8 protein-coding genes and 3 pseudogenes are annotated in these 12,461 nt (G+C 46.2%); 9 read left to right on the forward strand and 2 right to left on the reverse strand.

Going from position 1 to position 12,461, the window contains the following annotated elements; genetic code table 11:
• The first annotated feature begins 562 nt into the window (after positions 1-562).
• Positions 563-1,536 (forward strand): annotated as a pseudogene (locus FU672_RS24140) (integrase core domain-containing protein).
• A gap of 51 nt (positions 1,537-1,587) precedes the next feature.
• Here FU672_RS24140 and FU672_RS24145 read toward each other — a convergent pair.
• A complete protein-coding gene (locus tag FU672_RS24145; protein ID WP_148245139.1) occupies positions 1,588-2,604 on the reverse strand; it encodes a RepB family plasmid replication initiator protein in 1,017 nt (338 codons plus the stop codon).
• Positions 2,605-3,457: 853 nt separating this feature from the next.
• On the opposite strand from FU672_RS24145, the gene sopA reads away from it, so the two are divergent.
• The 5 genes and pseudogenes from sopA to tnpA all read left to right on the forward strand — a co-directional run.
• Positions 3,458-4,624 carry a plasmid-partitioning protein SopA gene (gene sopA, locus FU672_RS24150; protein ID WP_148245140.1) on the forward strand — a complete coding sequence of 389 codons (1,167 nt, stop codon included), beginning with the start codon at positions 3,458-3,460 and terminating at the stop codon, positions 4,622-4,624.
• Positions 4,624-5,580 carry a ParB/RepB/Spo0J family plasmid partition protein gene (locus FU672_RS24155; protein WP_148245141.1) on the forward strand — a complete coding sequence of 319 codons (957 nt, stop codon included), beginning with the start codon at positions 4,624-4,626 and terminating at the stop codon, positions 5,578-5,580. The genes sopA and FU672_RS24155 overlap by 1 nt, the downstream gene beginning before the upstream one ends.
• A gap of 510 nt (positions 5,581-6,090) precedes the next feature.
• Positions 6,091-6,174, forward strand: a pseudogene (locus FU672_RS24160) (IS200/IS605 family transposase); the annotation flags it as partial.
• A 71-nt stretch (positions 6,175-6,245) separates the two neighbouring features.
• Positions 6,246-7,414, forward strand: a protein-coding gene (locus tag FU672_RS24165) for an IS3 family transposase (RefSeq protein WP_148245142.1) whose coding sequence is annotated in 2 segments (ribosomal slippage) — positions 6,246-6,495 and positions 6,495-7,414 — 1,170 coding nt in all. Because the reading frame shifts where the segments join, the coding sequence is not laid out codon by codon here.
• A gap of 6 nt (positions 7,415-7,420) precedes the next feature.
• A pseudogene (tnpA, locus tag FU672_RS24170) lies at positions 7,421-7,777 on the forward strand (IS200/IS605 family transposase); the annotation flags it as partial.
• Here the strand turns inward: tnpA and FU672_RS24175 are convergent.
• Positions 7,707-7,982 carry a hypothetical protein gene (locus FU672_RS24175; RefSeq protein WP_148245143.1) on the reverse strand — a complete coding sequence of 92 codons (276 nt, stop codon included), beginning with the start codon at positions 7,980-7,982 and terminating at the stop codon, positions 7,707-7,709. The pseudogene tnpA and the gene FU672_RS24175 sit on opposite strands and share 71 nt — an antisense overlap.
• Positions 7,983-9,963: 1,981 nt before the next feature.
• Here FU672_RS24175 and FU672_RS24180 point away from each other — a divergent pair.
• The 3 genes from FU672_RS24180 (at position 9,964) to hha (ending at position 12,342) form a co-directional block, all read left to right on the forward strand.
• On the forward strand, positions 9,964-10,800 hold the full coding sequence (locus FU672_RS24180; protein WP_187360850.1) for a LysR family transcriptional regulator: 837 nt from the start codon (positions 9,964-9,966) through the stop codon (positions 10,798-10,800).
• A 721-nt stretch (positions 10,801-11,521) separates the two neighbouring features.
• Entirely contained in the window at positions 11,522-12,103 is a 582-nt protein-coding gene (locus tag FU672_RS24185) for a DUF2913 family protein (protein ID WP_148245145.1), read from the forward strand.
• A 35-nt stretch (positions 12,104-12,138) separates the two neighbouring features.
• Positions 12,139-12,342, forward strand: a complete 204-nt coding sequence (hha, locus tag FU672_RS24190) for a hemolysin expression modulator Hha (RefSeq protein WP_148245146.1) — start codon at positions 12,139-12,141, stop codon at positions 12,340-12,342.
• Positions 12,343-12,461: the final 119 nt, after the last annotated feature.

Below are 12,461 nucleotides of genomic sequence, written 5' to 3' on the forward strand. Positions count from 1 at the left end.
GTTTTAAACAGCCCGTCGTGGGGAACCGGTGACTTCCCGCCCTTTCCTTTTCTGCCTGACATTCGCGTCTCCTTTGGATGAGGTTCAAACCGCCTCGATCGTATTACTCACATCACACTACAGCATGCATTCAGAGCAATATCAGCTGGTTTCGACATAACCAGGTTAGCAACACGGGGGTCAGTACGACCTCATGAAAAAGATCTTTTTATAAAGACACCTATATTATTGACTGCGACATGCGAATTTACATACCGCAGTGAATTAAAACACAAAATCGGGAGGGTTCAGCATGTCTCAGTCAAGATTCACAAGGGATCGAGGACAGACAACCTGCAGATCTCACAATCATATTGACTGCGGCATGCGTGATGCATATCACAGTCAATGGGATTATAACTACACACCTCAGTGTGGATCTTGCATACCTCAGTCAATATAATATTTACTGCATACCACAGTGAAGAAACACTAGACTGGCCCATATATCATCAGACACTACGCCTCTCATAAAATAAGAGGTAGACCTGAAACTATGTTTAACACGGGTCAGAATAACAAGATGGTTAAAGTGTTATCAGGACCTGAGCGGCGACGTTGCCATACACCACAGGAAAAAATCATCATTATTCAGCAGACTATGGAACCCACCATGACCGAGTCTCATGTCGCTCGCCTGCATGGCTTCAATGCTAATCAGATTTTCAAGTGGCGCAGGCAGTATGAAGAAGGTTCTCTGACCGCCGTGGTTTCAGGCGAAGAGGTCGTCCCCGCATCTGAGCTGGTTGCATCCGCAGGCTCCAGCACCTGTTGGGCAAGAAGACGATAAAAGCCGAGATCCTCAAAGAGGCCGTAGAGCTCGGTCGGGCAGCATGCGTCCTTGTAGGCCGGGGACGAGGACTGACCAGCCTCTGCCGAAATATTGGTGTGTCGCGTGCGCAACTGAGTATTAAAGTTCATCGATCATCTGACTGGCAGGACGCATACAGCGGCGCCATTCTGACGATACTGCTGTGTCGTCCCAAATAAACACTGCGGTGGCTGACCTGCCGACTTATGGTTAACGCCTTGTACGGGTGCTGCTGCGACGGGAGAGAGCGGGATGGTCTGCCGGTGGTTAACGCAAAGCGTGTGTATTGTATTGTGAGAACACACCATTTGCTTCTTGAGCGCAGGTCTGCTGATCCCTGCTGGAAGCGGGTCCATAAAGGGCGCGTGGCAGTAACTGAAAGTCACCGGCGCTGGAATGGCTGACGGATAACAGTTCAGCCTGCAGGATACATGGAACAAGTGCGCTCGCCCCGATGCCAGGACTGGATCCGTACACGACAGCAGTGCGTAGCCCGGAAAACAACGGTATAGCAGAAAGCTTCGTGAAGACGATAAAGCGGGAGTTCATCAGCATGATGCCGAAACCGGACAGCTGTGATGAATCTGGCAGTAGCGTTCAGCCGTTACAACAAACATCCTCCGCACAGCGCGCTGGGTTACCGCTCACCCCGGGCATATATACGCAGAAAGTTATCGCAACCGTAAGAGCGGAAAGGCGTCTGGATATATAGAGTAAAATCCAGTCACATACCGCAGTCAATCTTCTGGCTTCATATTTGCGAGTACGTCAGCCAGTTTTTTAGGATCGATCCCTGCTGCCTGAAGGGCTTTAATGACTTCCTCATAATTTTGTTCGCCGTCTTTTCCATCAGGTACTTCTTCTCTCTTAACGACTTTGGCGGAACTGCTAATGAGTTTTGGGTTCCGGTAATGAACGCTGAAGTACGATGAGCGTCCACGTTTGAACTCCGTATAATCCAGATAGCCGATATCTTTGAGCTGTTCCATCGCTTTGCGGACGGTATGGTTTTGCGTATAAACGTTTGAAGTCAGATTCAGGCGGTCGCGCATGCGTTTCATTGAAATGGGTGCAGGGTTCTGCGGAAGGCTCTCAATGAACGTGTAAAGCGCCTGGGCCGATTCTTTACGTTGAAGGGCGTCTATGGCTTTCAGACGCAGCAGAACCCTCCTGTCCATGTGGTAGAGCTCAAAAAGCTTGGGTTCGGCTTTAATCTCAATGATGTCTTCTTTAATATCGTAGAAAGCCGACTGAACAAGGTGAGTGGTCCACCCTTTTGTCTCATTCTGAAACTTAAGCGTCACCGAGGCGAGTTTGAAAAGGGAGTTACTGATACGATCGCGCATCTTTTTGTTAGAGCGACGGGAATCAAATCCGCACATTTTGACGAATTCGACGAAAGAAAGTTCAAGCGTATCCTTTTTGACACCGTATTCAGACATGGAACGAATGATCCCGAGCCAGACTTTAAAATCGGTATCCATATCCAGTCTGGAGCCAGTGATCTTAACGTCGGTATAGCCTTCACTTCGTGCTATAGAAAGCTGTATAAGCTCATCAGTGGCATCTGTGACGTTTTTACGGTTAGCTTTACTCTTCCCGGTAGATTTTAAGGTTGGAACAAAGAGACCCAGTCGCATAAGAGCGACAGGCTGAACCGTGCTGGTACTGTTGACATCAAGGTTAACAACTTCGCCGGTTGACTTATCAACCTCCAGAAGATTCAGAGGTAAGTCCTTATTTTCACTCTTCATTACTTATTCCACGATTTATCCACACGGGTATGCGACGATACATATCGCAGTCAATGGTAATCCATACCCCAGTAAATGGCTTTACATATCACAGTATTAGAAAATGCACACTACAGTCAAGATAATACATCCTTCGGTAAAGATCGATCCCATCCGGGACCAGTAATGACGCAGGCTGTAGCGGATCCGGGATCTCTTTTGGATCTCTATATGATCTCTATAGGGATCTGTTATTGGATCGATCCTGTGGATAAAGAGGATAACGCGCATATAAGCAAAAGATCATCGAAAATCAATATGACGCCGTTTCACTCCTCCTGAACAGCATATCGCAGTCACTGATTCAACATACCACAGTCAATAAGGTATCATTTAAAGTTACTAACTCATTGTAAAAATTAAAATTAAACACAAATCACTTTACTGCGGTATGTAAAATGATACCTAATGCAATGCCTTTTTCAATAAACACTACATACCTCAGTCAATAAATCGACGATCTTTGTTATCTCCTAACCATCATATTTTGCATGCCACAGTCATGAACAGAATAAAAATCACGCAATATCACATTACAGGTACTCCCTTTAACCAGAAAATAGTATAAAAAGTAGTCTGAATCACACTTCACAGTAAAGGAGTAACTTTTTTTATTCACTATGGTATGAAAAATAATGACTCAGGTATGGGAGACCGCAACCATATCCGATGAGATGTGTATAAAATGCGATCAACTTTGCATCTTTTAATCAACTTTGCAGTTTTAATGCTAGTTTGCATTTAAATAGTTGCTTTGCATTAATTTCCAAGATTTAATAAAATGATGCAAAGAGATGATTAAAGGATGCTCAGTATGGGACTGATGAATACTCTAAACCAATGTATTTCCGCTGGTCATGAAATGACAAAAGCGATTGCCGTAGCACAATTTAATGATGACAGCCCGGAAGCCAGAAAAATTACACGGCGCTGGCGTATTGGTGAAGCGGCTGATCTGGTAGGTGTATCTTCCCAAGCGATCCGGGATGCAGAAAAAGCCGGTCGCCTCCCCCACCCTGATATGGAAATACGAGGCAGGGTTGAACAACGTGTGGGTTATACTATCGAACAGATTAACCATATGCGGGATGTTTTCGGTACCCGACTTCGCCGTTCTGAACATTCTTTCCCGCCCGTTATTGGCGTTGCTGCACATAAAGGCGGAGTTTATAAAACTTCCGTTTCAGTTCATCTTGCACAGGATCTTGCCTTAAAAGGCTTGCGTGTTCTGCTGGTTGAAGGTAATGATCCACAAGGCACCGCATCGATGTACCATGGATGGGTGCCCGATCTTCATATTCATGCTGAGGACACCCTTCTTCCTTTTTATCTTGGGGAACATGATGATGTCAGCTATGCAGTGAAACCCACCTGCTGGCCCGGGCTGGATATCATTCCTTCCTGTCTGGCGCTTCACCGCATTGAAACAGAACTTATGGGACGCTATGACGCAGGAAAATTACCCACCGATCCGCACCTGATGCTTCGTCTGGCCATAGAAACCGTAGCCCATGACTACGATGTCATTGTGATCGACAGTGCACCTAATCTTGGGATTGGTACGATAAACGTGGTTTGTGCAGCCGATGTGCTGATTGTTCCAACCCCGGCAGAACTGTTCGACTATACTTCTGCCCTTCAGTTCTTCGACATGCTGCGTGATTTGCTAAAAAACGTCGATCTTAAAGGTTTTGAGCCTGATGTTAGAATTCTTCTGACTAAATACAGTAATAACAATGGATCCCAGTCCCCATGGATGGAAGAGCAGATCCGTGATGCCTGGGGCGGAATGGTCCTTAAAAATGTAGTAAGAGAAACGGATGAAGTGGGAAAAGGTCAAATCCGTATGCGCACGGTGTTTGAACAGGCTATTGACCAGCGTTCATCAACAGGTGCATGGCGAAATGCCCTTGCTATCTGGGAACCCGTCTGTAATGAAATTTTTGATCGTCTGATTAAGCCTCGCTGGGAGATGAAATAATGAAGCGCGCACCGGTGATCCGAAAAACAGGCGGCGTGGTAGCACCTGTTGAGTCTGAACAGGCTCCTGCTGCGCCAATGGTTGATTCCCTTATTGCACGCGTTGGGGCGATGGCTCGCGGCAATTCAATTGTTATTCCGGTTTGTGGACGAGAAGTGAAATTCACACTGGAAACTGTTCCCGGACATCTTGTCGAAACGCATACGCGAGTCTGGTCTGGTAACGAACGAGACCAGGACTTGTTAACGGAAGAATCCCTTGACGATCTCATCCCCTCTTTTCTTCTTACAGGCCAGCAGAACCCTGCTTTTGGACGTCGGCTCGCAGAGGGGATTGAAGTTGCCGACGGAAGCCGTCGCAGAAAAACGGCAATTTTAACTTCCAGCGATTACCGTATTCTTGTTGGCGATCTGGATGATGAGCAAATGAACGCGCTGTGTACACTGGGCAATGATTATCGTCCTACCAGCGCGTATGAGCGTGGCAAACGTTATGCATCACGTCTGAGCAAAGAATTCGATGGAAACATATCCGCCCTTGCTGCCGCAGAAAACATCTCGCGTAAAATCATTACCCGCTGCATTAATACCGCCAGGTTGCCCAAAGAACTGATCGCCCTCTTTTCTCATCCCGGTGAATTATCTGCAAGAACGGGCGACGCCCTGCAGAAAAGTTTCGCTGAGAAAGAAGAGCTTATGCTGCAGCAGGTACGGCAACTAAGCGAACGTAAGATGGCAGGGGTCATCTTTGAAGCGGATGAACTAATCCAGCTGCTGAATAGTGTTCTCAAAGCACAATCGGACAGACGTACTGTGTTGTCCTCGAAACAGCAATTGGTGAAAGGCGCTACGGTTGTCTATAAAGGTGATAAAGTTGTATTTCAGCTTGATCGCGCTTTTTTACCTCCGGGTGTCATTAGCAAAATCGAAGCCCTTCTCAGTGAGCTGAAAAAATAAACATTTCAATCAGGGGCCTTGCCGCCCCTTTTTTGTCCCCTCCCCGTCTTTCTTCTCTTTTTACGCCTTCCCTCTCGAAGTAAATTTTTCATCAGGTAGCATACAAAAAAAGATCCTGTAGCATTTTACTGGGACCATGGTCCCAGTAAAATCACTGTTGTCCCATGCCCTGGTGAAGCTCCTGATTATGTTCTGGTTATATCCATTTTTATAGCATAGCGATGTTCATGCCCATGATCTTAAAAGAAAAGATTTCACACGACACTGCACTCAGGGCGTATTTCTCCCCCGGATTCATTTTCCCTGGGACCATGGTCTCAGTCAGACTCTTTCATTTAGCACATAAAACTTTTGTATTTAACGCAAGGAGTATTTTTCGATATTTTTTATTGTCACCCCTAAACCACCTCTTAGGGAGGTGGTGATTGATCCTGTAAGGCTATAGCCTGAAGAATGCCCATGCCGGAATATCTCTGCTTACTCACCATAAGTAAAAGGAGACAGACCGACATGGGGCTTTACAGGAGTTCATCACATGTATATTGGCGTTGCAAATACCATATAGTCTGGACGCCAAAGTACCGCTTCAGGATTGAAGTGGTTTACTGAATTTGGCCACCTGAACAGAGGTGATATGCTCACCTCAGAACAACACAGGTGCACCAATGAAAAGAAGAAATTTTAGTCCTGAATTCAAACGCGAATCAGCTCAACTGGTTGTCGACCAAAATTACACTGTCTCTGACGCTGCTAAGGCTATGGATGTTGGTCTTTCCACGATGACGAAATGGGTCAAACAACTGCGTGATGAACGTCAGGGAAAAACGCCAAAATCCTCCCCGATAACGCCGGAACAAATCGAAATACGTGAGCTAAAGAAAAAGATACAACGCATTGAAATGGAAAATGAAATATTAAAAAAGGCTACCGCGCTCTTGATGTCAGACTCCCTGAACAGTTCTCGATAATCGGGAAACTCAGGGCGCGTTATCCTGTGGTCACTCTCTGCCACGTGTTCGGGGTTCATCGCAGTAGCTACAAATACTGGAAAAACCGTCCAGAAAAACCAGACGGCAGACGAGTTGTATTACGCAGCCAGGTACTTGAGCTACATAGCATCAGTCACGGTTCAGCCGGAGCAAGAAGTATCGCCACAATGGCCACTCAGAGAGGCTACCAGATGGGGCGCTGGCTCGCTGGCAGGCTCATGAAAGAACTGGGGCTGGTCAGTTGCCAGCAGCCGACTCACCGGTATAGGCGTGGCGGTCATGAACACGTTGCTATCCCGAATCATCTTGAGCGACAGTTCGCCGTAACAGAGCCAAACCAGGTGTGGTGCGGTGATGTGACCTATATCTGGACAGGTAAGCGCTGGGCGTACCTTGCCGTTGTTCTCGACCTGTTCGCAAGGAAACCAGTGGGCTGGGCAATGTCGTTCTCACCGGACAGCAGACTCACCATGAAAGCGCTGGAAATGGCATGGGAAACGCGCGGCAAGCCCGTCGGAGTAATGTTCCACAGCGATCAGGGCAGTCATTATACAAGCAGGCAGTTCCGGCAGTTACTGTGGCGATACCGGATCAGGCAGAGTATGAGTCGGCGTGGAAACTGCTGGGATAACAGTCCAATGGAACGCTTCTTCCGGAGTCTGAAGAACGAATGGGTGCCAGTGACGGGTTACGTAAGCTTCAGCGATGCAGCCCAAGCAATAACGGACTATATCGTTGGATATTACAGCATACTCAGACCGCACGAGTATAACGGTGGGTTGCCACCAAACGAATCGGAAAACCGATACTGGAAAAACTCTAACGCGGTGGCCAGTTTTAGTTGACCACTTCAGATCCTGAAAGATAAGCTGGATAAGGAGCTTTACAGGACAATCTACATTCTCTGCGGAATAAAAGATTGTGAGGTTCCGGAGCTAAATATTCAGCCAGATCAGGTACATCTTGTTGTAATCGTCCCACCTAAAATCTCAATATCAACCCTGATGGGGCATTTTAAAGGCCGCAGTGCAATCAGGCTATACAATCGTTTTCCACATATACGAAAGAAGCTATGGGGTAACCACTTTTGGTCATGTGGCTACTTTGTAGATACTGTCGGTATGAACGAGGAAATTATCAGAAGATATGTGCGGCATCAGGAGAAAATGGAACAAACGCACGAACAGCAGATGGAATTGCTTGAGTAGTATGAGGAAGGTGGTCTTTTACTCTCGTTCCGGCTCCCGCAGGTTCCTCTCTTCTTATGGAATGACGTACCATGACTTCCAACCTGTTTCGGTTATTTAATCCACTGGTCTGAACTTTTTTCACACAACTGTCTGGCAATGTTAAAAACAGTCGCATGTTACACAAGCAAAGCTGGATGCTGAAATGATCTTTAATCTTCTTCATTGATAAAATTGCCGCTGGATATACGATGGCAATTAGTAGTCCTGTGTTACATACTTTAGTAATATTTCTGCAAATGAGAGATCGCGGCGCTGCCTTTTCAAACACCCGACTGGAGTGGTCAGAACAATATCATATCTGTTCTTTGCAAGAATCTTCCCTGACATCTGAATCCGGTTGTTTGGGAAAAGCCATATTCACTCTTAACTGGGACCATGGTCCCAGCTATGCGGGCGTTTAAAACACTGCGATACCTTACAACAAATTGTCGTTTTAAACAGCAAAGCGTTGTTACACGTTGCGGCAAATCTGGAGAAGTACGCTTCTGTCACACACAAGAAGGTATTTATACGGATAAACACTTTTTTTACATCGTTTCTTACCCGACGAATAAATAATATCTGCTGTGGATATTACAAGTCTTCGCCTGTGAAATATTACGATGTATTCTTCCTGTGATAGTAGCGTGGACTATCCTGGGACCATGGTCCCAGGGGGATCAACTTATTCCTTTGTAGTACCACGTTCTTCAGACATGCTGAACATTAATGGATATGAGGGAAAGAGCCTTAAAACGGGCTGTTACTGTTGGGACCACGGTCCCGGCTCTCAGGGAAGACGGTCTTTGCCTCGCTCAATGGATACGAAAGAATAATTTTCAGCACCTTGCTTTCATCACTTGTTATTGGTTCTGGAAGGCGTGTCTTCCCCGGTTAGAGTCGGCACACGTTGTAATAAGATACCCGGAATCTATTGTAATTTTTCGGTTGATGGACTGAGCCGGGACCGTGGTCCCGGTAAAGACTCGTCTGTAAGTCGACATAATGCAGGATGTGGGTAAGGCCATTCTACTAGTCTGAAAGGTCTGAACCTTGTGTTATCACCACTTATGATCAGGAAAAAATACCAGGATCCAGAATCAGTAGATTTATACCTCATCTGACATCAATGTCTGCAGTACTCAACACAATTCTGGCTGAGGTTAGGTAACACAGAGGCCGGGACCATGGTCCCGTTCGAGCAACTAATTTTCGGCGCGGCTGCATCTAATGGAAGTAGAGATTTCTACTTCATGACATCTCCGGACAGAAAATGCTAAATAATCACCAAATAGTTTTTGACAGATGTAACCGGACATATGCAAGTGGTGGGACCACGGTCCCGGCTGAGTAAAAAATATGTTGTGGTATGAGATAACGGACCCTGAATACAGGGTCTTCGTTTCTGAATACCGGTATCGTTTTATTAATACTGATGAACTGAGTATGAATATACGATTGCTGATTAAGCAGGGCAGGGTACAAATAACGGGGGATGTTGCTGTCAGGTGTGCCTCTGCCCGAACCGAGGTGTTCTGCATATACTGAAATCATGCGTGTGGATATATTTATAGCGTCGGGACATTCGTCGGCATTACGTACTGTGTCACTGGATTAGTATTTCTTATCTTATTGAATCATATTTTAAAAGTTAATTGTATGACAATGTAACAGTCTGTGCCACGGCAGAACATCTTTTATCGGAATGCTTCTCACCACACGGTCCTGACACCTGGAGAGGTAGCAGGTTTGATTTTCTGTGAAAGATAAAACAAATGTCAGGGTCCGTTAGGGTGGAAAGAACAGGAAAATGTATGCATAAAATGCCTTTTTCCTGATGATACTTTCTGTTGAAAGTCTGAAATGAAGGGAAATGGCAGGTGATGTGGCTGAACAGCCCCTTAGCAGAGTGAGACCGTGATCAAAAAAATGGTGGCTCAGGCGGGCTGGGGGCCAACGGATTTATGCTAATGGCTTTCAGCGATAAAAAGCAGGGGAAGTCACGTACAGGTTCTGAAATATAGAGTATTTACATCACGCTAACATTTAATTCCGGCTTATTGATAAATGGTTCATTATTTCCCTGTTATATCTAAGCTTATTTTTGTCATGTGAAAACAATACGTTAAGGATTTATTTATCTGTTGTTCATCATGGTCATGGTCATGGTTCTGAAATACAATATTAAGGAAATAAATGTGTTTATATCGAAGGCTATGGCCGCTTTTGTGACGGTTGCCCAGGAAAAAAGTCTGAAGAAGACGGCAGACAAACTGTGCCTGACAGTACCTCCTGTATCCAGAATGTTAAAAAACACAGAGAGCTGGTTCGGAGAACAGCTTGTAATAATTGAACGAAACAGTGTGACTCTTACTCCTGTCGGCAACAATGTATATCGACAGATTCTTCCTCACTATCTGTCACTGTTGAATATTTCTAAAAGAAAAAATAACTCGCCACTCACCATCTCTTCACCCGTTGTTCACGCATCATTTTTTGATGAAATGATTCAGGCAGTTATTCCTGATATCCGGGACTTTCCTGTCATCAAATATGCCGAACAAATTCGGGAAGATGACGATCTCTTTATTCATTTTAATCCCGTTGCCAGCCCGGCATGTTTTGAAGAGTCTGTATGGTGTATTGAATTGTTTCTGACCTGCCATAATACTGTTCATTCTCCATGGTCTGAGCTGAACTTACTGGTAGGTAGTGAACTCCTGTACTCAGAGGCATTTCATGATACCCTGAAAACCTTACGCGCCCGGGGTTACAAAGGGGAGGTCAGATTGCTGGATAATGCGAACATCAGGGCATTGCTTCAACAGCGTGGTGATGGGTTAACATTCCGTTGTAAGCAACTGGCATCAGAGACAGTCAGGGGAGGGGAGAGGGTATCGTACCGGCAACCATTTTATGTCTACCGGAATAAATTTTCACGCGCGCGCGTGAATACAGAGAAACGTATTGCGGTCATCAATGATACTGAGAGCGAACCCTGACGTTGTTATTTCTGCACATGAACGAGAAATACCGCGCGAGTATCATATAAAGCATGCGCAGCCTGTCCTCCAGCCGGGTACACCCCTGTCACCTTGCCTTCTGACAGGCTGCGCAATACGGTTAAAAAAAGAGCCGATAATACTAACAGAGTGGTATTATAACCAGACCCATGTTTGTATGCACTGAATCCCGGGAAATCCGCTGACTGACGTGCGCGATGGGTAATGCAGTGAGAATATTATAACAATTATTCAGCCTGCAGTGATGCAATTTAGATTTTTTACCCGGTCACCTCAATCCGATAAAATTCGTATCAAAGCCTGAGTATTAGGCGACAACTACTCTCGCTTGTTTATAATCTGAACGTCCTGCTTCTTCTTTCCAGGGGAGGTTGTGCCGCTACATACCAGACAAGTACAGCGGCCAGAGCGATGAGGCGGGTTCGGCTCATTGGCATCTCACACGGCGTATAAGGCAGGCCCTGCGTGCCGACATGCTGCGGTGGATGGCCAACACTTTTCGTCCTGAAATTCTGGCAATGGATCTGTTGATGACCTGCGATAAATCTGAGGTTATGGATACCCTGTCGAAAATTACCGACTTACTCAATGAATCGGTTTTTTTCTGATATCAGGCGTGTTTAATCAGCGTTTTCACACATGAGATATTCAGGCATCCTGGTTATACTACTTAACTTATAACGCTGACTACAGTTCGTCTATGAGAGATACAAATAAAACAGGGCATCTTGCCTGGTGTGCATTAATTGCCCTTCATACCGCTCGGGATGACGGCATTGTGAGTTCTGAGTCCCAGGAAAACCTCTTCATCATCCGGTGGTTTGCCCAGGCCAAAAAACAGCGCCGGTTTACACGCGACGTTGCGACCGATATTGACTGGATACTGAACCAGGGCAGAACCCAGGGGGTCAGGGCACGATTACGGAACAAGCTTGATTACCTCTGGCGTTCCTGTTCCGGCGAACTGCGTGAGCAGAACGATCTTTTCCGCCTGACCTACGCCCTCGAACTGGCGACTCAGCATGGCTGGGTGTATCGTGTGCTCGATGATACGCAGTGGAGCGGACGTAGGCAGGTCAAACGCAATCCGGATGTGAACAGTGTTTTTGTGCTTAAAAGCGCCCTTGACAGTGGCTTCAACAGTAACGGAAAGCAGCTTCTTCCTGTCCCCGCAAGAATTAGTGGTCAAGCAGAAGGGCTTAATGCATTGCTCAGAAGCTGTGGCTGGAAGGCTGTCAGTAACGACGAAGGCTGGCTATTTGTTGTCAGAAACTTCAGCTGATCATTTCAGCAATTTTATTTGAACGGGGCGGAAAAATGACAAAAATGGACTGGCTTCTCAAACTACGCAGGATAAGCGAGCGTGAGTCTCTTGAGAAAATTATCGAGAAAAAGCGATACGAACTGAACGATGCTGAACTGACAGTCTTCTGGAGCGCTGCAGACCACCGACTGGCAGAGCTGGTGATGAATCGTTTGTATGACCGGATTCCAAAAAGCGTCTGGCAATTCGTAGTGTAAAAGTAACAATTCAGCCATCGTTCAGGCCTCCGGAGACGCAATGTACTGGCGGGAAAACGGTTCGCAGGCATGACGCTCCCGGCACGCCCTGTAACCGCCTGACAGAACTGCATACCCTG

This window comes from Enterobacter asburiae (assembly GCF_008080435.1).
Classification (GTDB): domain Bacteria; phylum Pseudomonadota; class Gammaproteobacteria; order Enterobacterales; family Enterobacteriaceae; genus Enterobacter; species Enterobacter asburiae_C.

Excerpts from the sequence above, each read along its gene's own strand:
- sopA (WP_148245140.1), top strand. The coding sequence starts at position 3,458 with ATGGGACTGATGAATACTCTAAACCAATGTATTTCCGCTGGTCATGAA.
- FU672_RS24175 (WP_148245143.1), bottom strand. The coding sequence starts at position 7,982 with ATGAAGAAGATTAAAGATCATTTCAGCATCCAGCTTTGCTTGTGTAAC.
- FU672_RS24155 (WP_148245141.1), top strand. The coding sequence starts at position 4,624 with ATGAAGCGCGCACCGGTGATCCGAAAAACAGGCGGCGTGGTAGCACCT.
- hha (WP_148245146.1), top strand. The coding sequence starts at position 12,139 with ATGACAAAAATGGACTGGCTTCTCAAACTACGCAGGATAAGCGAGCGT.
- FU672_RS24145 (WP_148245139.1), bottom strand. The coding sequence starts at position 2,604 with ATGAAGAGTGAAAATAAGGACTTACCTCTGAATCTTCTGGAGGTTGAT.
- FU672_RS24185 (WP_148245145.1), top strand. The coding sequence starts at position 11,522 with ATGAGAGATACAAATAAAACAGGGCATCTTGCCTGGTGTGCATTAATT.
- FU672_RS24180 (WP_187360850.1), top strand. The coding sequence starts at position 9,964 with ATGGTTCTGAAATACAATATTAAGGAAATAAATGTGTTTATATCGAAG.